The organism is Streptococcus ruminicola (assembly GCF_011387195.1).
GTDB lineage: Bacteria > Bacillota > Bacilli > Lactobacillales > Streptococcaceae > Streptococcus > Streptococcus ruminicola.
Window position 1 is genome coordinate 598,629 of the sequence record NZ_CP046919.1, and the last position, 23,100, is coordinate 621,728.

Below are 23,100 nucleotides of genomic sequence, written 5' to 3' on the forward strand. Positions count from 1 at the left end.
GAACCCTAGGTTCAACCTTTTTTATTTATGAAATGTTAGTAACATCTGTGTTCCAATATTTTCCTGACTTCTGACTTGGATAGTAGCCTCATGAAGTTTTAAAGCATGTTTGACAATAGACAAACCAAGACCAGTTCCACCAACTTTTCTTGAGCGACTTTTATCAACACGATAGAAGCGTTCAAAAATCCGTTCTTGTTCTTCTTTTGGAATGCCAAGACCAGTATCCTTAATAGCTAAGAAAACGTATTTTTCATCCGATGTTATTGTAACTTCGACGCTTCCTTTATCACGGTTATAAGTAATAGCATTATCGCAGAGATTGTACAAAACTGAGTGAATCAAAGCAGGATTTCCTAGCATCATGGTTGGCTGACCTGTTAAGTGTAAATGGATCTGTCTCTGACTAGCTTTGGTAGACAAACTATCAAGAACATTTTTAGCAATTGCATAGATGTCCAATGTTTCCATAGGTACCTGATCAGTCTCATCCAAATGTGAAAGATTGATAATATCTTCAACTAGTTGAACCATGCGCTTAGATTCTTTGTAAATTTTGCCTGCAAAATAAGGAGCATCCTCACTTGAAACCATTCCATTAACTAGCATCTCTGAGTATCCCGAGATAACATGTAAAGGTGTCTTTAATTCATGTGAGACATTAGCCGTAAATTCATGACGCAGCTGCTCAATTTGTAATTGTTCCGTCACATCAAATAAAAGAATGACCAAACCTGTCACATGACCATCAAATAAAATCGGGCGAATCAGAACTTTATAACTCTCTTTGTCAAAATGAATAATTCCCTCTTGCTTATGACCAGCTAGACCTGATTTTAACCATTTATGAAACGACAAGTCTCTCGTAATTTGTAAGATGTCTTTTCCAAGACAAGTTTGATCTGTCTGAAAAAGTTGTTGCGCCGCGTCATTAATACTAATCACCTGACACTTAGCATCCAACAAAATAATACCTTCTTTGATTTTTGAAATGATGGTATCAAATTCTTCTTTTTTCTGGTTTAACAAGGCTTCTTGCTTACTCAACGCTTTTTGATGATGATCAATTCGTCTTAACAAAGGAGAAATTTCATCATAAGCTTCATTTTGCAGTGGCTGATCTAGATCTAAATCATTTAGAGGAGCCACAATACGTTTGGCAGTATATCGCGCAACCCAGATTGATAAAGCAATAGCTAATATGATAATCAAGGCAAATGGTTGAAACATGCGAATATACAGTAATAATAAGCTGTGCTGTGTCACTGATAATCGGATAACCGTTCCGTCATCAAGACGCTGTGCTAAATACAAGGACTTAGTTGTTAAAGTAGATGAATAGCGCGTGCTTTCTCCATAACCATCTGCCAAGGCTTCCTTGAATTCTTTCCGATTAGCATGATTATCCATCTTCTTTGCATTAGACTGACTATCATAAAGAACATCTCCTTTATGGTCAATCCAAGTCATTCGAACTCCTGATACCTTAAGGTGATTAAAATAGCTTTTTCCCTCAAGATTAACCCCTTGGGCAACTAAGGACGTCTCTGTCTGAAGTTGTTCTTTTTGTACTTGAGCAAAATAGCTATAGAGAACCCCCATAATCAGCATAATTGCTAAAAAGAGAATTCCCAAAGTTACCATAAGCGTCGAACGAAAAATCTTCTTAACCATTGTCATCCTCCAGGCGATAACCGACACCACGAATCGTTTGAATATAATGGCTAGCATCACCAAGTTTTGTTCGCAGCGTTCCAATATGGACATCCACAGTTCTCGTTTCACCTAAAAAATCATCTCCCCAGACTTGTTTAAGTAGATCTTGTCTGGTAAATACACGATTGGGATTTTTCAGCAAAAGAGCAAGAAGTTCAAACTCTTTCAGAGTTAAATGAATCACTTGATTATCTTTTTTAACAATATAATTTTCCACATCTAGTGATAAATTTCCAAGCTGTAGTTGCTTAGGAGCAGGTGCTTTTTGACTTCGACGCAAAACAGCCTTAATTCGTGAAATCATCTCCATCATGCCAAAAGGCTTAACAAGATAATCATCGGCTCCCATATCTAGCCCTTTTACCTTGTCGTATTCCGTTCCTTTGGCTGTTGCCATAATGACTGGAATATCTGTAGTCATAGGTGTTCCTTCTAGCTTTTCTAAAATGGCTAAACCATCACTTCCAGGCAACATAATATCTAATAAAACCAAATCAGGCTTTTGACTAGACACGGCTTGCCAAAAGTCATCAGCGTTTGGAAAGCCAAGAGCTTCAAAACCAGCTGTTTTTAAAGTATAGAGCATCAATTCACGGATATCATCATCGTCTTCAACACAGTAAATCATATGTCATCTCCATCTAATTGCCCAGTAATGGAAAAAATCACCCATTTGGCAATATTAACCGTATGGTCACCGATACGTTCAATGTATTTGGCTACCATCAAGACATCAATAGCATGCTCGCCATCAACATCTTTGCCTGAAAAATATGTCATCAAATTTACCTTTATTGTATCAAAATCTTGGTCAACTGTATTGTCGTAACGAACAACCTGATTTGCCATCTCTTCATTGTCGTATACAAAGGCATCAATACTGGTTGTTACCATACCTACAACATGGCCGACCATTTTTTGCAAATACTCTAACTCTGGTCCAGGTTGAATGTGACCTTGATTCACAATTTCACCAATTTCTGCAGCTTGCGCTCCAATACGTTTCATGTCATAAACCATCTTCAATGCTGCTGAAACTCGCCTTAAATCTTTAGCAACAGGCTGTTGACGTAAGAGTAATTTCAAACACTGCTCCTCAATATCACGCTCAAGCCGTTCAATTTTCTGGTAGGTTTTAACCACATTGTTAACCAAATACGAATCATCTTTCTTCAAAAATTGAACTGATTTTGAAATGACATCCTCACACAAGGCTCCCATCAGGATGACATTTTTCGTTAGCTCTTGCAGCTGATTTTCAAATGTTGAACGAATCATCCAAATCTCCCTGTAATATAATTTTCTGTTCTTTCATCTTGCGGCAGTGAAAAGAGCTGGCTTGTTTGATTACACTCAACCAACTCCCCCATGAGAAAGAAAGCTGTCTTATCTGAAATTCTCACTGCTTGTTGCATATTATGTGTTACCATAACAATGCTGTATTTATCTTTTAAAGTAACTGCCAAATCTTCAATCTTTGATGTTGATATAGGATCAAGTGCGCTAGTCGGCTCATCCATCAGCAAGACCTCTGGTTCAATAGCCAAAGCACGCGCAATACAAAGACGCTGTTGCTGTCCACCTGATAATCCCATAGCTGATTTGTTCAAACGATCTTTGACCTCATCCCAAATAGCTGCTTGTTTTAAAGAGCGTTCAACAATTTCATCCAATTGAGCTTTCGCATGAATGCCATGTGTCCTTGGACCAAAAGCGATATTGTCATAAATACTCATTGGAAATGGATTAGGTTTTTGAAACACCATTCCGACTTTCTTGCGCAGACTATTGATATCAACATCTTGGTAAATATCCTTACCGTCTAGAATGACTTTTCCAGTAATGCGGCAATCTTTAACCAAATCATTCATACGGTTCAAACTTTTTAGCAAGGTTGATTTTCCACATCCTGATGGTCCAATGAAGGCAGTAATACCATTTGCTGGAATTTCCAAATTAATCGATTTTAAGGCATGAAAATCACCATAATACAAATCTAAATTATCAACAATTAACTTACTCATCACCCATCTCACTTCCTAAACGTCTAGCCACAAAACCAGATAAAATATTAATACCAATAACCAATCCTAAAAGAACTACCGCTGTTGCATAAGTCTGATTAAGATATAACCCCTCACCAGATATTGCATACATGTGAACTGCTAAAGTTCGAGATGAACTAAAGATACTTCTTGCCACTTCTGCCACAGTCCCAGCTGTAAAAATCAAAGCTGCTGACTCTCCAATAATACGACCAATCGCTAAAATAATCCCTGAGAAAACACCTGGTATTGCACTTGGCAAAACTATCTTAAAAATTGTCCGTAATTTTCCAGCCCCTAAAGCAAATGCTCCTTCTCGATAACCATCTGGAACAGATAGCAAAGCTTCTTCTATTGTACGCATAATCAAAGGAAGAATCATAATACTTAAAGTAATCGCACCAGATAGCAAAGATAATCCAAAGTGCGCATACTTAACAAAGAAAAGCGCTCCGAATAAACCATAAATAATTGAGGGAATCCCTGACAAAGTTTCAGTAGCAACTCTAATAATTGCAACTAATGGATTGTTTCTTCTAGCGTATTCTGTCAGGTAAATAGAAGCACTGATTCCAACAGGAACAGCAATCAAAAGCGTCAATAAAGTTATCAGCAAGGTATTAATCAAAGCCGGTAACAAGGAAACATTTTTTGTCGTATAAGTTAAGGCAAATAGCCCTTTACTAAGATGAGGTGCTCCCTTGATTAGAATATAAATGACAATAAAAGCAATGACTGAAAAACTCAGAAATGCCGCTAAATACACCATGCAAAATAAAATCATTGAAAGAGGATCTTTTTTACGAGAGTTAATACTTTGTTTGATATTTCTCTGATTGATATTTTTCATTCTAATCCTCTTTCCGTAACAATGAGAAAATAATATTAACAATCAGAACAAATAGAAATAGAATGACTGCCGTTCCGATTAGAGCCTGCCTATGAAGTCCTGATGAATACCCCATTTCCATAACAATATTTGTTGTTAGTGTTCGAACCCCTGAGGTTAATGAGCTTGGTAAAATCGCCTGATTACCTGCTACCATAATAACAGCCATAGTCTCTCCAACAGCGCGACCAAGTCCGAGAATAACGGACGCCAATATGCCACGTTTGGCAGCAGGAAGTACCACAAAAAATATACTTCTTTCATGAGAAGCTCCTAAAGCTAACCCACCTTCATAGTAATGATTTGGCACTGCCCGAATAGCTGACTCCGACACACTGACAATTGTTGGCAAAATCATTATTCCCAAAAGAATCGATGCCGTTAGTACTCCCATACCATAGCCACCAATATAATTACGAACAAACGGAACAAGAACAACCAAACCAAAGAATCCATAGACAACAGACGGAATCCCAGCCATTAAATTAATAGCTGACTTCAAAGGTTTATAAAGTATAGGCGGGCAAAACTTAGCCATAAAAACTGCCGTAAAAATACCAATCGGAACCCCAATGACTAAAGCACCCAAAGTCACATAAAGTGACCCAACAATCATCGGTAGAATACCAAATTCATTACTTGACGGGCGCCAAATTTCTCCCAGAAGAAAATTTTTAATGCCAATTTCTTTAATAGCAGGCAGTCCATTTGCCAACAAGAAAATGCATATCAATAAAACTGAAACGATTGAAATACAGGCTGCTAAAAAGAAGACCCCCTGCATGATTTTTTCTTTTTTGTGATTCATGACATCCTCTTAATCAGTCAAGTCTTTCCAGGCTGTTATTTTGCCAGAAAAGATATCTTTTACCTGTTGGCTGGTCAAATTTTCTACCTCATTAGCCTTATTGACAACAAGTGCAATGCCATCCATTGCAATAACAGTTGATGAAACACCTTTTGATTTTTCACTTTTCTCTAATTCACGAGAAGCCATACCAATATCCGATGTTCCATCAATAGTGTCAGTGATACCGGTTGATGAGTCACTTTGTTGAATATCGACTTTAACACCTGGATTAACTTTGCCATAAGCTTCTTTCAATTTTTCCATAACTGGAGTTACCGAACTTGAACCAGAAACCACCACTTTTCCAGTTGACACACTTGTTTGATAGGACTCTTGCTGCTCAAGAGGAATGTAGCCACTATCCTTAACAATCTTTTGACCATCACTACTTAAGATATAAGCAATAAAATCTTTTGCTGGCTTACTGATTTCTGATTTTGTCACAATATTAAATGGACGAGAAATTTTATAAGAACCATCCTTAATCGTCTCAACACTAGCCTTTTGACCATCAATATTCAAAACTTTGACATTGTCATTAAGAGCTCCTAATGAAGCGTAGCCAATTGCTGACTTATCACCAGAGACAGTTGTTAGAGTTACTGAAGTTGAGTTTGTTACGATAGCATTTGATGTGGTCATATCAACCGCATCACCTTTACTGTTTTCACCCTTTAGACCAAAAAGTTCAACAAATGCGCCACGTGTACCTGAACCTTCTTCACGAGATACAACATTAATCTGTCCCATTCCTGAATCGGTTTTCGCTGATTTTTCACAAGCAGATAACACTGCACCTGCTCCCAAACCAAGAAGGGCTAAACCGGCTAACATTTTCCATTTTTTCATGACATTCTCCTTTAACATCTTTATAGTCGTCATTATATGCCGTTAATATCAAATCCGTTACCTGTTTTTTGTAAAGTTTTTGTAAAATCCTTTCTTACCCAAAAGCAATAAGGACATGCTCAACTCCAAACTTTAAGTTCTGTAGGAAAGATGCTATAATATTAATATCTTTTTCAAGATAAATTTCCAAATTAATAAAGGATTAAACCCTTGCTCTGAAAGGAATCTCGTTAATTATGATGAACATGCAAAACATGATGCGTCAAGCTCAAAAACTTCAAAAACAAATGGAGAAAAAACAAGCTGAGCTTGCTAGCACAACTTTCACTGGAAAATCAGCTCAAGAATTAGTTGTTGCTGAATTCACAGGTGACAAAAAATTGGTTAACATCTCATTCAAAGATGCTATCGTTGACCCAGATGATATCGAAACTCTTCAAGATATGACAACACAAGCTATCAACGATGCTCTTTCTCAAGTTGATGCTGCCACTCAAAAAACACTTGGTGCTTTCGCAGGTAAATTGCCATTCTAAAGTAAACATCAAAAAAGCTCGAACCATTTGGTTCGAGCTTTTTATTTACTTGCAACTTCTAAACAATAAGATTTTTCATGACAATGCGGGCAAGTGAGTTTTCGTGTTTTTGGCGTATGAGGTGCAAAGAAGAATGTCTTAAAATTTGGTTGAAATCGGTGATGACAATTTGGGCAAACGTAAGCAACATTTTGAGCATATACCTTTGAAAACCAGATTGCAAAAGGTAGTATGATGATTTCAGCAAGCAGATAAATCCAAAAATTCCTTGCCACAATTGCCCATACTATGCTTCCCACTTGAAGGATAATTAAAGGCAAAAAGATGAAAAACATCTTCCGATGGACCTTTTTCAAAGATAATTGATTTTTCATGGTAAGAGAAATGTCTGATAAAAAGTCTAGTGATTGTCCTGACTGGCTCTTAACTCTGTCAAGTAAGTTTACAGCAGTGTCAAGTTTCGCCTTCTTTTCTGCAAGTTGCTCTTTAGTTTCTTTGATATGTTCTACAAGAAGAAGTTCTAAAACCTGCTTGGCATTTTTTTCAGCAAAAAGACGCTTAATCTACTCAATCGAAAAATCCAATTCTCGTAAAAAACATATCAAATGTAGCCGTTCCAAATCACTCTCGGTATAGATACGACGACCACCTTCTGTCAATTGTGACGGTAGCAAAATACCACGCTTATCGTAGTACTGCACTGTGCGAACCGAAACACCAGCCAATTTAGCCAAATCACCAGTTGTGTAAGTCTGAGACATTTCCTTCACCTCCTTTCTGCCCTCATTATAGGACATGACCTAAGGTCACAAGCAAGAGGTTACCCTAGATGATTTTTCCTTCTTTGAAAAATAGCTAAGCTCTTAATCGAAAAAGCCACCCAAAGCAGCAAATGGATTGTCACCATGCTCTTCTTCTTGTTGAGTCAAGTAAGATTTATTCTCATCAAATTCCATGAATTTCTCATAAACTAGTGCTGTCATGCGAGCATCTTCCAAAGAATTATGCCCGTGACCAGATATTCCTAAAAAGTCAGCAACACTTGTTAATTTAAGATTAGCAATACCATTTAAATCTGAGCTACGACGTTCATAAGCTTCATCATAAAGATCAACCTTGTAAAGATCTGTCAAGTCTAAATCATTTTCAGCTAACAAAGGAAGGTCTGATTTCAAGGCATTGTAGCCAACGAGAGCTGTTTTCCCAACAAAATCTTTAAAATCAGCCAAGACTTTATCTAATTTTGGCGCCTTAGCAATTTTTTCAGATGTAATACCTGTTAAGCCATTAATAAAAGATTGTAAAGGAACATCTGTGTAAACGTAAGTGTCAAAGTTGTCAACTTCTACACCATCTCGAAATTTTACAGCAGAAACCTGAATGATGTGACTGATCTCAGCAACAGTATTAAATTCCAAGTCAAAGGAAATATACTCAGATAGCTTTTCCATAATTCCTCCCTAAAAACATCATCATTTCTTTATAAAACAAGCTGGAACTTTCGTCCCAGCTCCGCCTAATAAGCCTATTTTTTACCAAAGAGACGAGCAAATAATCCTTTCGGAGTGGCTGCTTGTTCTTCTTGCTCTTGAATAGCTTCTTCTGTTTTTGTTTGAATTTCTTCAAACTCAGCCTTAGCTTCATTAAGTTCAAGTTGAAGACGTTTGCTATCTTCCATAGCAGCTAGTGTCAATTGTTGTTGTTGATCTAGTTGCTTGTCTTTCTCACCGATTTGAACATCTTTCACTCGAAGTTGTTCATCTTTTGAAGCCAATTGTTTGTCCTTAGCTTTTAGCTGTTCATAGAGACGTGTAATCTCTGTATTTTTTTCATCAACTAAAATTTCCAAAAGTTCACGTTGTTTTGTTTCTTCGTCAATTGGATCATCTTCAAAAATAGTTTTTTTATAGATTTCCTCTAATTTGATCAAGCCGCTACGATTAACTACTGTAACACCTTTTTCATTTTTATCTACATCTTCTTCTGGGAGATTCTTAACACGATTATTAACCGCTTGGCGGCTAACTCCTAGAATCTCAGCAATTTCACTAACTGTTTTCTCGATTGCCATAATATCCTCTTTTACATTGAAATACTTATGAAAAGGATAACACATGAACACTTGATTGTCAATTTTTAGCCAGTTACTTGACTGCTTAAAGCTTGAATTGATAGGCTTTTTTTGCAATCGTGTCAACTTTCTGTCATTTTCTGTAAACTCGCTACTCTATTTCAAAAATATCTATTAGCATTTGACTACGGGATAGAAATATTTTATGCTACAATGATTATATGAAACAATACGATACAATTATCATCGGCGGGGGACCTGCTGGAATGATGGCTGCTATTTCCAGCAGCTATTATGGCTACAAAACATTACTGATTGAAAAAAATAAACGCCTCGGCAAAAAATTAGCTGGTACAGGTGGCGGTCGTTGTAACGTCACAAATAACGGTACTATCGATGACCTGATGGAAGGCATCCCTGGCAATGGACGTTTTCTTTACAGTGTCTTTTCTCAATTTGATAACCATGATATTATGCGCTTCTTTGAAGAAAATGGCGTTGCTTTAAAAGTTGAAGACCATGGGCGCGTCTTCCCAAAAACTGATAAATCCAAAACAATCATCGATGCTCTAGCACGTAAAATTAGCGAACTCGGTGGTACAGTCTTAACAAATACCGAAGTCGTTTCTGTGAAAAAAATCGATAACCTTTTCCACATCAAATCTGCTTCAGATGAGTTTGTCTGTGAAAAACTCATTGTCACAACTGGTGGGAAAGCTTATCCATCAACTGGTTCGACTGGATTTGGCTATGAAATTGCTCGTCACTTCAAGTTAAACTTAACCGAACTTGAAGCAGCAGAAAGTCCTTTATTAACAGATTTTCCACACAAGGAACTTCAGGGAATTTCTCTGAGCGATATCAGCCTATCTTATGGGAAACATCACATTACACACGATTTACTCTTTACCCACTTTGGACTATCTGGACCCGCTGCGCTTCGCATGTCTAGTTTTATTAAAGGTGGAGAAACTATCACACTCGATGTTATCCCCAATATATCCACAGAAGATCTTCTTGCATTTTTAGAAGAACATCGTGAAAAATCACTTAAGAATACTCTTAAAATGCTTGTCCCTGAGCGCTTAGCAAACTTTTTTGCTCAGCCATTTCCTGAAAAAGTCAAACAACTGACCCCAAATCAAGAAAAAGAGCTTGTGGATAAGATAAAAGCTTTACCAATCAAGGTCACTGGAAAAATGTCTCTCGCAAAATCCTTTGTAACCAAAGGCGGCGTTGACTTAAAAGAAATCAATCCTAAAACTCTTGAAAGCAAGCAAGTTCCAGGCTTGCACTTTGCTGGCGAAGTCCTTGATATCAATGCCCACACAGGTGGTTTTAATATCACGGTTGCCTTGTGCACAGGCTGGGTTGCTGGAAGTTTACATTATTAACAATTGTTGAGAAATCCAATTTTGGATTTCTTTTTTATATTTTTAAAAAAATATTTAACTAGTTAAGGTTTTTTGCTTGATTCTTGACCTAAAAGTGTTATAATTAATTTTGTTAACCAGTTAACTAAAAGGAGATATTATGGCTAAAAAATCAAAAATTGCTAGATACAATAAACAATTAAAACTCATTGAACAATACGCAGACTTGCGTCGCGAACTAAAAGCTAAAGGTGATTACGAAGCCCTTCGTAAATTACCACGCGACTCAAATCCAAATCGCTTGAAAAACCGTGACCGCATTGACGGTCGTCCTCATGCTTACATGCGAAAATTTGGCATGAGCCGTATCAACTTCCGTAATCTTGCTCACGAAGGAAAAATCCCAGGGGTCACAAAAGCCAGCTGGTAATATATCTAGAAAGAAAAAAGTTTTTATCACCAAAAAAGCAGACTACGTCTGCTTTTTTAGTTAATGTAATAAGTGTAATAACGGTTATCCACAGTTAAACGTGGAAAATCTTCAGGTAAATCTGCCGAAGTAATTTCTTTAAATCCAGATTTTTGATAAAAATATTGAGCAGCTTCAAAATCTGATGTTGTTCCAAGAAATATCGCCTTTTTACTATTTTCATAACAATAAGTAATAAATTCTTCTAATAACTTTTTCCCTAAACCTAATTTTCGATAAGGTTTTGCAACAAACATTTTCTTTAAAGCAACATTCCCATCTCTAAGTGCAACTAAACCAAGACATCCAATTAAATGACCACTGCTGCTATCCACAGCCACCCAAAACTGTCCACCTTTATTTTGGTATGAACGTTCAATATCCAATAAATCAGGTTGATCAGATAGCGTGATTGGAAGTAGAAATTCATTTTGTTGAATATCTAAAATCATCTCTTTTACTGACTGATTAAATTTTGGCTCAAAAATTCTGATTTCCATAAACTCTCCCCTTTTATTTAATTGTATTTGCAATAATATTTCTCATATTATAGCACATTTTATTGTAAATGCAATATTTTTTTGATAAAATTTATTCGAGGAGATAAGATGTTTAAAATCATTCGTACTATTGGTGCCATTACGCGTACTATTCAAATAGATTCTAACAATCACTTTAAAGAATTTGGCTTAAATAATAACCTTTATATCTATATCATTCGTATCTGTGAACAACCTGGTATGTTTTTAGGGGAATTAGCTGATAATGTCCAAATTGATCGCACAACAGCCTTTAGAACCATCAAAAAAATTGTTAAGCTTGGCTATTTTGAATTAAAGAAAGATGCTGTTAACCAGAAAATCAAACGTGTTTATCCAACAGAAAAAGCCATGGACATTTATCCACAGCTTCATGAATATGAACAGCAACAATCTGATTTGCTATTATCAAACTTATCCACAGATGAAGTTGCTCAGCTCGAAAAACTCATGGCAAAATTAAACTACTAAGATTGTTAATAAGTCAAAAGCCCCTGAAATTTTCAGGAGCTTATTTATATTTAATCCAATGTATCAAAGGCAAGACTTGGTTTAGCATTTAAATCAAGTCCAGCAAAATGTCCTTTATCGTATTCGATAGCTGCAGCTAGTGAAACCATTCCCGCATTATCACCACATAGACGTAGTGGGGGAATGACAACTTCTGCTTCTGTGATTTCATCTGCTAAACGTTCACGAAGGCCTTGGTTTGCCGCCACACCACCTGCTACTACAAGGGTTTTAACTGGATATTTCTCCAAAGCTTTTTTGGTTTTAGCCATTAAAACATCTAAGACAGCTGCTTGGAATGATGCTGACAAATCTTCATTTGAAAGAGTTTCACCTTTTTGAGCCGCATTATGATGGAGATTGATAAAGGCTGATTTCAGCCCTGAGAATGAAAACTCAAGATTGTCTTCTTTAATCATCGCACGTGGGAAATCATAGATATCTTTTCCTTTATGTGCCAATTGGTCTATTTCACGTCCCGCTGGGTAAGTCAAGCCCATCACACGACCAACTTTGTCATAAGCTTCACCTACAGCATCATCACGTGTTTCACCAACAATCTTATAATTACCTGGTTCAGACACATAAACAAGTTCTGTGTGACCACCAGAAACCAATAAAGCCATCAATGGGTATTGAAGTTCTTTTACTTCACGCGCCGCCATTAAGTGTCCTGCCATGTGGTTGACTGGAATCAATGGCAAATTGTTAGCCCAAGCAAAAGCTTTAGCAGCCGCCATTCCAACCAGAATCGCACCAACCAAACCAGGTCCGTAAGTGACCGCAACCGCATCTAAGTCGCTAACTTCAATGCCTGCAGCTTCCAAAGCATCCTTAAAGCAAGTTGTAATTACTTCAACATGGTGACGACTAGCAACTTCAGGCACAACACCACCAAAACGCTTATGACTTTCGATTTGGCTTGCGATGACGTTACTTAAAATCTCACTTTCATTCTTCAAAACCGCAATACTTGTTTCATCACAAGAACTCTCCACGGCTAAAATATATCTATCTTTCATCGATTAATTACCTCGTATTTACCTTCGCGCTTCATGATAATCGCATCTTCTACTGGTTCATGATAATATTGCTTACGCTTGCCAATAATGTCAAAACCAAATTTCTTGTATAAAGCTTGAGCTGGAGCGTTCGATGCTCTAACCTCTAAAAAGATCGGATAGTCCATCTGGTCTAGATTGGCTAGCAATTGACTTCCAAGACCGTGTCCTTGATAAGCTTTTTTAATAGCAATATTTGTGATTTCTAATTCCCCAGCCAATTGTGAAATGGCTAAAAATCCTACATCTTTTTCATCTTTTTTGACAAAAAAGTAATCAACATTATCCTGTTGCATGTCTGATAAAATCTGCTTTTCAGACCACGGAGATACTGGGTAAACATCTGACAATATCTCATAAACAGCAGTAACACTTGCTTGTAAATCTTTCATATTAGATGCGATTGACATAATTTGCACTTGGATTTTCTGTGTGTGTTTTAAGCCAATTTTCTTCTGCTTCGACACGTTTTAGATAACTTGGCACAAAGCTATCCACATCAACTGGTTGTAGCTCTTGACCACGTTTACCAATAGCATAAGCTGACGGCAAAACAGAAAGAACCTTAGCTTGCGGAAGACTCTCAGCAATTTGATTGCTGAAATTAGCCACTTCACCAACAAACATAACAGATTCTTCGTCCTTAACTGCTTCAAGAACATCGGCAAAGTTCATGTGTTGGTCGTCTTTAAGAGATTGACCATCTTTGTAAAAACCAGCATACACATTATTACGACGAGCATCAATCACTGGGACAACTAAGCCATCAAAATCAGCTGCAGCAGCAAGCGCGTAAAGACTAGAAACACCTACCAACTCAATATTTAAAGTGTATGCCAGTGTTTTTGCAGTCGCAACTGCCACACGTAGCCCAGTGTATGAGCCAGGACCTTGAGCTACTGAAATTCTATCCAAATCAGTTGGTTTTAAATCAACTGCTTTCATCAAAAAATCAATCGCAGGCATCAAATTAATGCTGTGATTTTTCTTAATATTGACCGTTACATCGGCTAGTAAATTTTCACCATCCAAGATGGCAACAGACAAAGCCTTACTTGAAGTATCAAAGGCTAAAACTTTCATCATTTAAATTCCCTCACTTGATTATACTTCTTATTTTATGATATAATTTTAATAATTGCAACGAATCAAGGTTAAATCAATTACTCAGAAAAAATTTAATAAGAACTGGTCAAGTAGCAAGTATGAACAAGCTAGTTGACGTGTTTTGTGTAGTTTGATTAACCACAGGTATATCAAGAAAGGAAAAAACTATGATTTATAAAGTTTTTTATCAAGAAACAAAAGAACGTAACCCACGCCGCGAACAAACTAAAGCTCTTTATTTAGAAATTGACGCAGCTAACGAACTTGAAGGACGTATCAAAACTCGTGAACTTGTAGAGGCAAAAACACCTTACAACGTTGAATACATTGAACTTCTTTCAGAAAAACACCTAGCCTACGAAAAAGAAACAGGTGCCTTTAAATTAACGGAGTTATAACATGTCACAAATCAATTTAAAACCCGAAGAAGTTGGGGTTTATGCGATTGGTGGTCTCGGAGAAATTGGTAAAAACACTTACGGTATTGAATATCAAGATGAAATCATTATCGTAGATGCTGGTATCAAATTCCCAGAAGACGATTTGCTCGGTATTGACTACGTCATTCCAGACTATTCATATATCGTTGACAATATCGATCGCATTAAAGGCCTTGTGATTACTCACGGGCACGAAGACCACATTGGTGGGATTCCATTTCTTTTGAAACAAGCCAATATTCCAATTTATGCTGGACCACTTGCGCTTTCACTTATCAAAGGAAAATTGGAAGAACACGGACTTTTACGTGACGCTAAACTTTATGAAATCAACGCCAATACAGAGTTGACTTTTAAAAACCTTAGCGTTACATTCTTCCGTACAACCCACTCAATTCCGGAACCTCTAGGAATCGTTATCCACACACCACAAGGTAAAATTGTCTGCACAGGGGATTTCAAATTTGACTGGACACCAGTTGGTGAACCAGCAGATATCCACCGCATGGCTGCACTTGGTGAGGATGGCGTCCTATGTTTGCTATCTGATTCTACTAACGCAGAAATTCCAACCTTTACAAACTCAGAAAAAGTTGTTGGACAATCTATTATGAAGATTATTGAAGGTATCCACGGACGTATTATCTTTGCGTCATTTGCCTCAAACATCTTCCGTCTCCAACAAGCTGCCGAAGCAGCTGTTAAAACTGGACGTAAAATCGTAGTCTTCGGACGTTCAATGGAAAAAGCCATTGTAAACGGTATTGAACTTGGTTACATCAAAGTTCCAAAAGGAACATTTATCGAACCAAGCGAAATCAAAGACTACCACGCTAGTGAAATCTTGATTATGTGTACAGGTAGCCAAGGTGAATCAATGGCTGCGCTAGCACGTATTGCTAATGGTACACACCGTCAAGTTACACTACAACCTGGCGATACTGTCATCTTCTCTTCTAGCCCAATTCCTGGTAATACAACAAGTGTTAACAAACTTATCAACACTATCCAAGAGGCTGGTGTAGAAGTTATCCACGGAAAAGTTAACAATATCCACACATCTGGTCACGGTGGACAACAAGAGCAAAAACTTATGCTCCGCTTGATGAAACCAAAATTCTTCATGCCAGTTCACGGTGAATACCGTATGCTTAAAATCCACGCTGGTTTAGCGATGGACACAGGTGTGCCAAAAGACAATATCTTCATCATGGAAAACGGTGATGTGCTAGCTCTTACAGCTAACTCAGCTCGTCGTGCTGGACACTTTAACGCCCAAGACATCTATGTTGATGGTAATGGTATCGGAGATATCGGTGCTGCCGTACTTCGTGACCGCCGTGATTTGTCTGAAGACGGTGTTGTTCTTGCCGTTGCTACTGTTGACTTTGATAGCCAAATGATTTTGGCAGGTCCAGACATTCTTAGTCGTGGATTTATCTACATGCGTGAATCTGGTGACCTTATTCGTGAAAGTCAACGTGTTCTCTTCAATGCTATCCGTATTGCTTTGAAGAACAAAGACGCAAGTATCCAATCTGTAAATGGTGCTATCGTTAACGCACTTCGTCCATTCCTATACGAAAAAACTGAACGTGAACCAATCATTATTCCAATGATTCTCACACCAGATGATAAATAACCAAAAAGTCTAGTTGACTGAGTCAACTAGACTTTTTTATTAACAACTTATCCACAGAAACTTAAAAAGCCTGGAATTTTTCCAGACTTATTCTATCTTGTTAATAACTTTCTGGATAGATATAGCTGACAGCTCCAGCAGTATTACTCTTTGTTGGATCAAACCAGCCACGATAATTATCAATCCATTGCTTATTGCCATAATTAGATTCTAAAACTTGAATTTGCCCACTAGCATTTACAGCTGTCACGTAAGCCACGTGCCCATAACTATCAGGATCAGTCCAGCAGACAATAGCTCCTACTTCAGCTTGTGTCCCAACCACATAACCTTGTGAAGCGGCATTGGCTGCCCAGTCGCCAGCATTTCCCCACCAATTACTTGCCCATGTAGCTACCTGCTTAACACCCCAAGTGCATTGCCCAACAGGGTAAGTATTAGTTGGATTTTCTGACTTTACCGCCGGTACATCAGCTTGAGCTAACTCAGAATTCCTACTTGATGTTAACAAATTAGTCACAAATGGATCAATTGGTGTCTTATCAGGTATCTGTAACACTTGCCCAGGAACAATAGTGTCATAAATCGACATCCCATTTAAGGCTGCTAAGTCATAAACACTCAGTCCATACATTTGCGCCACACTATAAAATGAGTCACCACTTTGCAAGGTATAAGTATCTGCCTTTACATTTACTTGTGAAAATAGCAAAGCACCGGACAATGTTGCGGTTGCTATAACTAATTTTGTTTTGTAATTCATAAAAATCTTCCTCCCTTTATGAACACTAGTATAGCAAGCCAATATTACAAATTATATAAGGGAATGTAAGCGTTACATTTCACGAAATCTCAATTTGCAAAATGAACGTTACAAAAAAACTGCCCAATGGACAGTTTTTTTTATGATTGAAAAACAAGAAAGTGTGTTAAACGCTTAGATTAATTTATTATTGAGCTACCATAACACGAAGGCCTTGGTCGATTTGTTCAGCAGCCTTACGTCCTTCACGGATTCCCCAAATAACAAGACTTGGACCACGACGAGCATCACCAGCAACAAAGACACGATCGTTGTTAGTTGAATAATCATCGTAAACACTTTGGACACCAAATTGTTCAAAGAGTGATTTTTCAGCGCCAGTGAATCCCATTGCTAACAAGACAAGGTCAGCTTTAATCGTTTCTTCAGTACCTTCGATTGGTTTGAAACCAGGACCAACTTTGATAGTTTTCGCAGCAATAACTTGACCACGATCAGCACCAATAAATTCTGTTGTTGATGTTGCATAAGTTGTCAATTCTGTATCTTGTACGAAATTAGCTTCTTCTTGTCCATATCCAACACGTTTAATCATTGGATATTGTGGCCATGGATTAGTTGGCAAGCGTTTTTCTGGTGGTTCTGGAGTGATTTCAAGCTGTTTAACGCTTGCTGCACCTAAACGAACAGCTGTACCGATACAGTCATTACCAGTATCACCACCACCGATAACAAGAACATGTTTTCCTTCAAGTGTTGGACCAAGTTTTTTGTTATCAGATGCAAGAACGTTTTTAGTTGTTTCAGTTAAAAAATCAACTGCAAATCGAATACCAGTCAAGTGACGACCAGGAACATCCAAATCACGTGGCACGCTAGCACCAGTGGCAAGAACAACACGGTCATATTGTTTCAACAATTCATCTGCAGTAATATCACGTCCAACTTCTGTATTGGCAACAAAATTGATACCAAGTTTTTCCATAAGATCGATACGACGTTGAACAACTTCTTTATCCAACTTCATATTTGGAATACCATACATCAAAAGTCCACCAAAGCGGTCACTACGTTCATAAACTGTGACACTGTGACCAAGTTTGTTAAGACGCCATGCCGTTGAAAGACCTGCAGGACCTGAACCAATAACGGCAATTTTAAATCCTGTACGGAAAGCTGGGCGACCTGATTCTTCTACCCAACCATTTTCAAAGGCTGTATCAATGATAAAGCGTTCGTTATCATGGATAGTAACACCAGAGCCATTGAGACCCTCTGTACAGCCTTTTTCACATGGAGCTGGGCAAACACGTCCAGTCATCTCTGGAAACGGATTAGTGCGTGATAAACGCTCAAATGCACGCTTATAGTCACCTTTGTATAGCAAATCATTCCACTCAGGAATCAAGTTGTCATTTGGACAACCTGAAACTGCACGTCCGCCACCGTAAAATTGTCCTGAGTGACAGAAAGGAATCCCACAAGACATACAACGCGCAGCTTGTTTTTGACGTTCTTCTGCTGTTAACGGAACTTGTAGTTCTTCAAAGTCCAAGATGCGTTCAGCAACAGGACGAAACGGATTGTCTTTTCGATCATATTTCAAAAATCCAAACGGATTAGCCATTTTATTTACCCCCTGTTACTTGTGCGAGAAGCTCTTCTTTTTCTGCTGCTGTTTCTGCACCACCAGTTGCAATTTCGAAAGTACGCAATTCAAGTTCGTCACCTTCTAGACCAGTGTTAGCAAGAGCATACTCAATGTTATTGATTTCGTGGAACTCAGTTGGGTAAACTTTGACAAATTTATCAACTTCTTGTGCCCAGTTATCAAGTAAACGTTTAGCTTTGGCACTACCAGTGTATTCGTAGTGTTTTTGAATCATATCTACCAAAACATCGTCACCACGTGTTTCACCAACTTTGTAAAGGTCAACCATTTGACGGTTAACTTTTTCAGCGAAATCGCCATCAGCATCGTAAACGTAAGCAACACCACCACTCATACCAGCAGCGAAGTTACGACCTGTTGTACCAAGGATAACCGCAACACCACCTGTCATGTATTCACAACCGTGAGCTCCAACACCTTCAACAACAACTTTCGCACCTGAGTTACGAACACAGAAACGTTCACCAGCACGACCAGCGAAGTAAGCTTCACCTTTGACCGCACCAAAGAGGGCAACATTACCAACAATTGGTGAATTTTCAATATCATAAGCAGCATCATGTGGTGGTTTCACAATTAAACGTCCACCTGACATAGATTTAGCAATGTAATCATTGGCTTCACCGACCAACGTCAATTCCATACCTTGAGTAATAAAGCTTGCAAATGATTGACCAGCAATACCAGTGTATTCGTACTTAATCAAACCAGGTTCAACTGAGTAGTTACCATAACGTTCAGCCATCCAACCTGCCATACGAGCTCCGACAGCACGTTGAACATTGTTGATTGTTTCTTTAACAGTTACGCTTGTACCACTATCGACAGCCGCTTTAGCAAATCCATCCAATTCTTTCCATTGACGTGCTTCAGCAAATGGGTCTTCTGTCTTACGTTCAATTGGATAAGCTGTTCCAAGCATACGAGAGAAATCAAGTGATTTAGCTTTACCTTTTGGAACAAATTTAGCTTTCAAGATTTCTGAGTGTCCAACCATTTCGTCAACAGAACGGAAACCAAGTTCAGCCATGTATTCACGCAATTCTTCTGCCATAAACATCATCATGTTGATAACATGTTCAGGTTTACCAGCAAAGTGTTTACGAAGTTCTGGATTTTGAGTAGCAACACCAACTGGACAAGTATTAAGTGAACATACACGCATCATGACACAACCAATTGAAATCAATGTCAAACTTGCAAATGAATATTCTTCTGCACCAAGAAGTGTAGCAATAGCAACATCACGACCTGTCATCAATTTACCATCTGTTTCAAGCGTCATACGTTGACGAAGACGGTTAAGTGACAATGTTTGGTGAGCTTCAGCCAATCCCATTTCCCATGGAAGACCAGCATCACGAACAGAGTTACGAGGAGAAGCTCCTGTACCACCATCATAACCAGAAATAACAACCTTATCAGCACCAGCTTTTACACAACCTGTAGCGATTGTACCAACACCAGTACTTGAAACCAATTTAACATTGATTTTAGCATAAGGATTGATAGCCTTAAGGTCATAAATCAATTGAGCCAAATCTTCGATTGAGTAGATATCATGGTGAGGTGGTGGTGAAATCAAACGAACACCAGGCGTTGCACCACGAATTTCAGCAACCCATGGGAAGACTTTTTGACCAGGCAACTGACCACCTTCACCAGGTTTTGCACCTTGTGCCAACTTGATTTGGATTTCTTCAGCAGACATAAGGTATTCAGCATTGACACCAAAACGTCCTGAAGCGACTTGTTTAATTTTAGAGTTCAAGTTACGACCATCTGGTTGCACTTTGAAACGATTATGGTTTTCGCCACCTTCACCAGAGTTTGACTTAGCTCCGATTGAGTTCATTGCTTCGGCGATTGTTTCGTGCGCTTCTTTAGAAAGTGAACCAAAACTCATGGCACCAACTTTGAAACGTTTAACGATTGCTTCAGCTGGTTCAACCTCAGAAAGGTCAACTTTTGGACGATCTGATTTAAATTCCCAGATTGAACGAAGTGTCGTCGGAGTTGACAAGGCTTCTTTATCCAATTCAGCAGTGTATTCTTTGAAGAGTTTGTAATCTCCTTTACGAACAGCTTGTTGGAAATTATAAATTGTATGTGGATTGAAGAGGTGATATTCACCATCAGCTTTAAATTGGTAAATACCGCCACTTTGCAAATAGTCTCCACGACGGGGACCAAAGGCATCTTCCATACGTTGAAGATATTCTTTTTCAATTTGGTCAAGAGACAATCCACCGATACGTGTTACTGTACCTGTAAAGTATTTGTTAACAACTGAGTCTGAAAGACCAACTGCTTCAAACAATTGAGCTCCTTTGTAACCTAGGATTGTAGAAATCCCCATACGACTCATAACTTTAACGATACCTTTTTCAGCTGCTTTACGGTATTTCTCAAATGCAGTTGCATCTTTACCATATTCTTTCAATGTTGCATAAGCACCATAAGGGTGAACGGCTGCAGCACCATAACCAACCAAAGTTGCAAAATGGTGAACTTCAATTGCTTCTGCCGTATCAACAACGATTGAGAATTGGCTAGCTTTACCTTTAACAACCATGTAGTTATTCAAACCAGAAACAGCCAAAAGCATTGGGATTGTTGTTTGGTTTTCTTTTACATTGCGGTCTGAAAGAATGATAATCTTGCTACCATTATCAACAGCTTTTTCAGCTGCTTTGAAAAGATTCTCCAAAGCACGTTGCAAACGATTATGTGATGGTTCAACAACATCGTAAACTGTTGAGAGAGTTGTTGCACGGTAACGTTCGTCTTGCAAGTTAGCGATTTTGGCAAAATCTTCGCTTGAAAGAACTGGACTATCAATTTTAACTTTGACACAGTTATCAGCACCATCAGCTTTGAAGTTACCATCACCACCTAGGTAAACACTTGTTGAAACGACAATTTGTTCACGAATCGCATCGATTGGTGGGTTTGTAACTTGGGCGAATTGTTGTTTAAAGAAAGTGAAAAGAGATTGACTCTTATTAGAAAGAACTGCTAGTGGGCTATCAAATCCCATAGAAATAACAGGTTCTTCACCTTTTTCAGACATTGGGAGGATAACTGTACGAATAACTTCTTCATTATAGCCGTAAGCTTTCCACATTGTTTCAATGTCATTTGTTTCTTGATTTAATTCTGAAGCTTCAAAATCATTAAGATGTGCAATGTTTTCTTCTACCCACTCTTTATATGGGTGTTGTGCAGCATAATAAGCTTTCACTTCTTCATTACGCATCAATTTACCAGAAGTTGTGTCAATCAACATCATGTTACCAGGTCCAAGCACACCTTTTTCGATAACGCGACTTGGTTCAAGGTCAACAACACCAGATTCACTTGAACAGATTAAGAAATTATCTTTTGTCAATGAGTAGCGGCTAGGACGCAAACCATTACGGTCCAAACGAGCACCAACCATGTCACCATCTGTAAAGACAAGAGCAGCCGGACCATCCCATGGAGCCACAAAACTTGATGCATATTCATAAAATGCTTTAAGGTCATCAGGAAGACCTGACTCGTCACCCCAAGCTTCTGGTACCATCATCAATAGACTTTGTGGAATATCACGACCATTACGATAAAGGTACTCTAAACAGTTTTCCAATTTGGCAGAATCTGAGTTTTCTTCATTATAAACTTCAATCTGGTGGCTGTGCATCCAGTTTTCTGCACCACGAAGGGTATTGATTTCACCATTGTGAGCCAAGAAACGGAATGGTTGTGCACGATCCCAAGATGGGAAAGTATTTGTAGAGAAACGAGAGTGTGTCAATGCAATGTGTGATTTAAAATGTTCATCTTGCAAGTCAGGATAAAAAAGACCAACTTGGAAGGCATGAAGCATCCCTTTGTACACAATTGTTTTGCTTGAAAGAGAACAGATGAAAAATTCATCAGATGAAAAGCTCTTTTCAAGTTGACGACGCAAGCGGAACAATTTGTCTTCAAAATCACGACCAGCTTTAGTATCATCAGGTTTTTTAACAAAAACTTGAACAAAGCTTGGCATAATTTCTTGTGCCGCTGGGCCACAATTATCATAATTAAATGGCACATCACGAGTCATCAAGACATGGAAACCAGCTGATTTAATTTCTGCTTTAACTGCTTCTAGAAGGCTATCTTTAGCCTCAGTATCTTGAGGTAAAAATAGTTGTGCAACAGCGTAGTCACCTTTTTTAGGTAAATCATAACCTGCTTCTTTTGCTTTTACTTGGAAAAATTCATCTGGCAAAGCAAGCAACATTCCGGCACCATCACCAGTATCAGGCTCTGCACCTGTACCACCACGGTGATTCATACGTGTCAACATTGTCAAGGCATAATCAATCAAAGTATGACTTGCTTCACCATCGAGTTGTGCAACAAACCCCATCCCACAGGCATCTGATTCAAAAGATGGATCCCAAAGCGTTGTCTGCTGCGCCCTCAAAGCACTTTCATTCATAGCTCTTACTCCTATCATTAATACAAATAGTCTAAAATAGACTAAAATAGTCTAATTATTCAGAATATTTACTTCAATTATACCACATTCTCTC

At 38.3% G+C, this 23,100-nt stretch carries 22 protein-coding genes and 1 pseudogene; 6 read left to right on the plus strand and 17 right to left on the minus strand.

What is annotated here, in order from left to right; genetic code table 11:
* Positions 1-21: 21 nt before the first annotated feature.
* Genes GPZ88_RS03090 through GPZ88_RS03120 form a run of 7 tightly spaced genes read right to left on the minus strand, consistent with a single transcriptional unit; the run spans position 22 to position 6,349 of the window.
* Positions 22-1,674, minus strand: a complete 1,653-nt coding sequence (locus tag GPZ88_RS03090; RefSeq protein WP_039696285.1) for an ATP-binding protein — start codon at positions 1,672-1,674, stop codon at positions 22-24.
* Positions 1,667-2,344, minus strand: a complete 678-nt coding sequence (locus GPZ88_RS03095; RefSeq protein WP_039696283.1) for a winged helix-turn-helix domain-containing protein — start codon at positions 2,342-2,344, stop codon at positions 1,667-1,669. Before GPZ88_RS03095 ends, GPZ88_RS03090 begins: the two co-directional genes overlap by 8 nt.
* Positions 2,341-2,994: a phosphate signaling complex protein PhoU gene (gene phoU / locus GPZ88_RS03100; protein ID WP_039696281.1), complete on the minus strand. Its 654-nt coding sequence runs from the start codon at positions 2,992-2,994 to the stop codon at positions 2,341-2,343. The genes GPZ88_RS03095 and phoU overlap by 4 nt, the downstream gene beginning before the upstream one ends.
* Positions 2,991-3,740: a phosphate ABC transporter ATP-binding protein PstB gene (gene pstB, locus GPZ88_RS03105; RefSeq protein WP_166043368.1), complete on the minus strand. Its 750-nt coding sequence runs from the start codon at positions 3,738-3,740 to the stop codon at positions 2,991-2,993. Before pstB ends, phoU begins: the two co-directional genes overlap by 4 nt.
* The gene (gene pstA / locus GPZ88_RS03110) at positions 3,733-4,611 is read right to left on the minus strand and encodes a phosphate ABC transporter permease PstA (RefSeq protein WP_074602904.1); all 879 of its coding nucleotides are present in this window, start codon (positions 4,609-4,611) and stop codon (positions 3,733-3,735) included. Before pstA ends, pstB begins: the two co-directional genes overlap by 8 nt.
* A 1-nt stretch (position 4,612) precedes the next feature.
* Entirely contained in the window at positions 4,613-5,458 is an 846-nt protein-coding gene (pstC, locus tag GPZ88_RS03115; protein WP_074602906.1) for a phosphate ABC transporter permease subunit PstC, read from the minus strand.
* A 9-nt stretch (positions 5,459-5,467) separates the two neighbouring features.
* Positions 5,468-6,349: a substrate-binding domain-containing protein gene (locus GPZ88_RS03120; protein WP_074602908.1), complete on the minus strand. Its 882-nt coding sequence runs from the start codon at positions 6,347-6,349 to the stop codon at positions 5,468-5,470.
* A 236-nt stretch (positions 6,350-6,585) separates the two neighbouring features.
* Between GPZ88_RS03120 and GPZ88_RS03125 the strand changes: the two genes are divergently transcribed.
* Positions 6,586-6,885 carry a YbaB/EbfC family nucleoid-associated protein gene (locus GPZ88_RS03125; protein ID WP_039696271.1) on the plus strand — a complete coding sequence of 100 codons (300 nt, stop codon included), beginning with the start codon at positions 6,586-6,588 and terminating at the stop codon, positions 6,883-6,885.
* 41 nt (positions 6,886-6,926) lie between these two features.
* Here the strand turns inward: GPZ88_RS03125 and GPZ88_RS03130 are convergent.
* The 3 genes and pseudogenes from GPZ88_RS03130 to GPZ88_RS03140 all read right to left on the minus strand — a co-directional run bounded on the left by GPZ88_RS03130 (position 6,927) and on the right by GPZ88_RS03140 (position 8,956).
* Positions 6,927-7,646: pseudogene (locus GPZ88_RS03130) on the minus strand (MerR family transcriptional regulator).
* Positions 7,647-7,748: 102 nt separating this feature from the next.
* Positions 7,749-8,336 (minus strand): 3'-5' exonuclease, encoded by a 588-nt coding sequence (locus tag GPZ88_RS03135; protein WP_166043370.1) that lies wholly within the window; start codon positions 8,334-8,336, stop codon positions 7,749-7,751.
* A gap of 74 nt (positions 8,337-8,410) precedes the next feature.
* Positions 8,411-8,956 carry a DUF536 domain-containing protein gene (locus GPZ88_RS03140; RefSeq protein ID WP_015695665.1) on the minus strand — a complete coding sequence of 182 codons (546 nt, stop codon included), beginning with the start codon at positions 8,954-8,956 and terminating at the stop codon, positions 8,411-8,413.
* A 221-nt stretch (positions 8,957-9,177) separates the two neighbouring features.
* Between GPZ88_RS03140 and aao the strand changes: the two genes are divergently transcribed.
* Together aao and rpsN are read left to right on the plus strand one after the other, a co-directional pair.
* On the plus strand, positions 9,178-10,350 hold the full coding sequence (aao, locus tag GPZ88_RS03145; protein ID WP_074602916.1) for an aminoacetone oxidase: 1,173 nt from the start codon (positions 9,178-9,180) through the stop codon (positions 10,348-10,350).
* A gap of 139 nt (positions 10,351-10,489) precedes the next feature.
* Positions 10,490-10,759 (plus strand): 30S ribosomal protein S14, encoded by a 270-nt coding sequence (gene rpsN / locus GPZ88_RS03150; RefSeq protein ID WP_024343539.1) that lies wholly within the window; start codon positions 10,490-10,492, stop codon positions 10,757-10,759.
* A 56-nt stretch (positions 10,760-10,815) separates the two neighbouring features.
* Here rpsN and GPZ88_RS03155 read toward each other — a convergent pair whose 3' ends face one another.
* The gene (locus tag GPZ88_RS03155; RefSeq protein ID WP_166043372.1) at positions 10,816-11,298 is read right to left on the minus strand and encodes a GNAT family N-acetyltransferase; all 483 of its coding nucleotides are present in this window, start codon (positions 11,296-11,298) and stop codon (positions 10,816-10,818) included.
* A gap of 108 nt (positions 11,299-11,406) precedes the next feature.
* Here GPZ88_RS03155 and GPZ88_RS03160 point away from each other — a divergent pair, with 108 nt between their 5' ends.
* On the plus strand, positions 11,407-11,808 hold the full coding sequence (locus tag GPZ88_RS03160; protein WP_166043374.1) for a MarR family winged helix-turn-helix transcriptional regulator: 402 nt from the start codon (positions 11,407-11,409) through the stop codon (positions 11,806-11,808).
* A 50-nt stretch (positions 11,809-11,858) separates the two neighbouring features.
* Here the strand turns inward: GPZ88_RS03160 and tsaD are convergent, their stop codons facing one another.
* From tsaD to tsaB, 3 genes are read right to left on the minus strand one after another with little or no spacing between them, the layout of a single operon-like run.
* The gene (tsaD, locus tag GPZ88_RS03165) at positions 11,859-12,869 is read right to left on the minus strand and encodes a tRNA (adenosine(37)-N6)-threonylcarbamoyltransferase complex transferase subunit TsaD (protein WP_039696260.1); all 1,011 of its coding nucleotides are present in this window, start codon (positions 12,867-12,869) and stop codon (positions 11,859-11,861) included.
* Complete coding sequence (gene rimI / locus GPZ88_RS03170) at positions 12,866-13,300, minus strand: ribosomal protein S18-alanine N-acetyltransferase (protein ID WP_234794911.1); 435 nt, start codon at positions 13,298-13,300, stop codon at positions 12,866-12,868. The genes tsaD and rimI overlap by 4 nt, the downstream gene beginning before the upstream one ends.
* A 1-nt stretch (position 13,301) precedes the next feature.
* On the minus strand, positions 13,302-13,994 hold the full coding sequence (gene tsaB, locus GPZ88_RS03175) for a tRNA (adenosine(37)-N6)-threonylcarbamoyltransferase complex dimerization subunit type 1 TsaB (protein ID WP_080728286.1): 693 nt from the start codon (positions 13,992-13,994) through the stop codon (positions 13,302-13,304).
* A 188-nt stretch (positions 13,995-14,182) separates the two neighbouring features.
* On the opposite strand from tsaB, the gene GPZ88_RS03180 reads away from it, so the two are divergent.
* Together GPZ88_RS03180 and rnjA are read left to right on the plus strand one after the other, a co-directional pair.
* Complete coding sequence (locus tag GPZ88_RS03180; RefSeq protein WP_074564447.1) at positions 14,183-14,413, plus strand: DNA-dependent RNA polymerase subunit epsilon; 231 nt, start codon at positions 14,183-14,185, stop codon at positions 14,411-14,413.
* Between the two features lies 1 nt (position 14,414).
* The gene (gene rnjA / locus GPZ88_RS03185; protein WP_039696257.1) at positions 14,415-16,097 is read left to right on the plus strand and encodes a ribonuclease J1; all 1,683 of its coding nucleotides are present in this window, start codon (positions 14,415-14,417) and stop codon (positions 16,095-16,097) included.
* 100 nt (positions 16,098-16,197) lie between these two features.
* Here the strand turns inward: rnjA and GPZ88_RS03190 are convergent, their stop codons facing one another.
* From GPZ88_RS03190 to gltB, 3 genes are all read right to left on the minus strand, one after another.
* A complete protein-coding gene (locus tag GPZ88_RS03190; protein WP_420825316.1) occupies positions 16,198-16,866 on the minus strand; it encodes a CHAP domain-containing protein in 669 nt (222 codons plus the stop codon).
* Between the two features lie 181 nt (positions 16,867-17,047).
* Positions 17,048-18,487: a glutamate synthase subunit beta gene (locus GPZ88_RS03195; RefSeq protein ID WP_039696251.1), complete on the minus strand. Its 1,440-nt coding sequence runs from the start codon at positions 18,485-18,487 to the stop codon at positions 17,048-17,050.
* Between the two features lies 1 nt (position 18,488).
* Positions 18,489-23,006 carry a glutamate synthase large subunit gene (gene gltB / locus GPZ88_RS03200; protein ID WP_166043378.1) on the minus strand — a complete coding sequence of 1,506 codons (4,518 nt, stop codon included), beginning with the start codon at positions 23,004-23,006 and terminating at the stop codon, positions 18,489-18,491.
* Positions 23,007-23,100: the final 94 nt, after the last annotated feature.

Bases quoted from the DNA above. Each gene is read 5' to 3' on its own strand.
- rnjA (WP_039696257.1), top strand. From the start codon at position 14,415: ATGTCACAAATCAATTTAAAACCCGAAGAAGTTGGGGTTTATGCGATT.
- GPZ88_RS03140 (WP_015695665.1), bottom strand. From the start codon at position 8,956: ATGGCAATCGAGAAAACAGTTAGTGAAATTGCTGAGATTCTAGGAGTT.
- pstC (WP_074602906.1), bottom strand. From the start codon at position 5,458: ATGAATCACAAAAAAGAAAAAATCATGCAGGGGGTCTTCTTTTTAGCA.
- GPZ88_RS03120 (WP_074602908.1), bottom strand. From the start codon at position 6,349: ATGAAAAAATGGAAAATGTTAGCCGGTTTAGCCCTTCTTGGTTTGGGA.
- GPZ88_RS03090 (WP_039696285.1), bottom strand. From the start codon at position 1,674: ATGGTTAAGAAGATTTTTCGTTCGACGCTTATGGTAACTTTGGGAATT.
- phoU (WP_039696281.1), bottom strand. From the start codon at position 2,994: ATGATTCGTTCAACATTTGAAAATCAGCTGCAAGAGCTAACGAAAAAT.
- rimI (WP_234794911.1), bottom strand. From the start codon at position 13,300: ATGAAAGATTTACAAGCAAGTGTTACTGCTGTTTATGAGATATTGTCA.
- pstB (WP_166043368.1), bottom strand. From the start codon at position 3,740: ATGAGTAAGTTAATTGTTGATAATTTAGATTTGTATTATGGTGATTTT.
- tsaD (WP_039696260.1), bottom strand. From the start codon at position 12,869: ATGAAAGATAGATATATTTTAGCCGTGGAGAGTTCTTGTGATGAAACA.
- GPZ88_RS03125 (WP_039696271.1), top strand. From the start codon at position 6,586: ATGATGAACATGCAAAACATGATGCGTCAAGCTCAAAAACTTCAAAAA.
- tsaB (WP_080728286.1), bottom strand. From the start codon at position 13,994: ATGATGAAAGTTTTAGCCTTTGATACTTCAAGTAAGGCTTTGTCTGTT.
- GPZ88_RS03180 (WP_074564447.1), top strand. From the start codon at position 14,183: ATGATTTATAAAGTTTTTTATCAAGAAACAAAAGAACGTAACCCACGC.
- GPZ88_RS03135 (WP_166043370.1), bottom strand. From the start codon at position 8,336: ATGGAAAAGCTATCTGAGTATATTTCCTTTGACTTGGAATTTAATACT.
- gltB (WP_166043378.1), bottom strand. From the start codon at position 23,006: ATGAATGAAAGTGCTTTGAGGGCGCAGCAGACAACGCTTTGGGATCCA.
- GPZ88_RS03195 (WP_039696251.1), bottom strand. From the start codon at position 18,487: ATGGCTAATCCGTTTGGATTTTTGAAATATGATCGAAAAGACAATCCG.
- pstA (WP_074602904.1), bottom strand. From the start codon at position 4,611: ATGAAAAATATCAATCAGAGAAATATCAAACAAAGTATTAACTCTCGT.
- GPZ88_RS03155 (WP_166043372.1), bottom strand. From the start codon at position 11,298: ATGGAAATCAGAATTTTTGAGCCAAAATTTAATCAGTCAGTAAAAGAG.
- rpsN (WP_024343539.1), top strand. From the start codon at position 10,490: ATGGCTAAAAAATCAAAAATTGCTAGATACAATAAACAATTAAAACTC.
- aao (WP_074602916.1), top strand. From the start codon at position 9,178: ATGAAACAATACGATACAATTATCATCGGCGGGGGACCTGCTGGAATG.
- GPZ88_RS03095 (WP_039696283.1), bottom strand. From the start codon at position 2,344: ATGATTTACTGTGTTGAAGACGATGATGATATCCGTGAATTGATGCTC.
- GPZ88_RS03160 (WP_166043374.1), top strand. From the start codon at position 11,407: ATGTTTAAAATCATTCGTACTATTGGTGCCATTACGCGTACTATTCAA.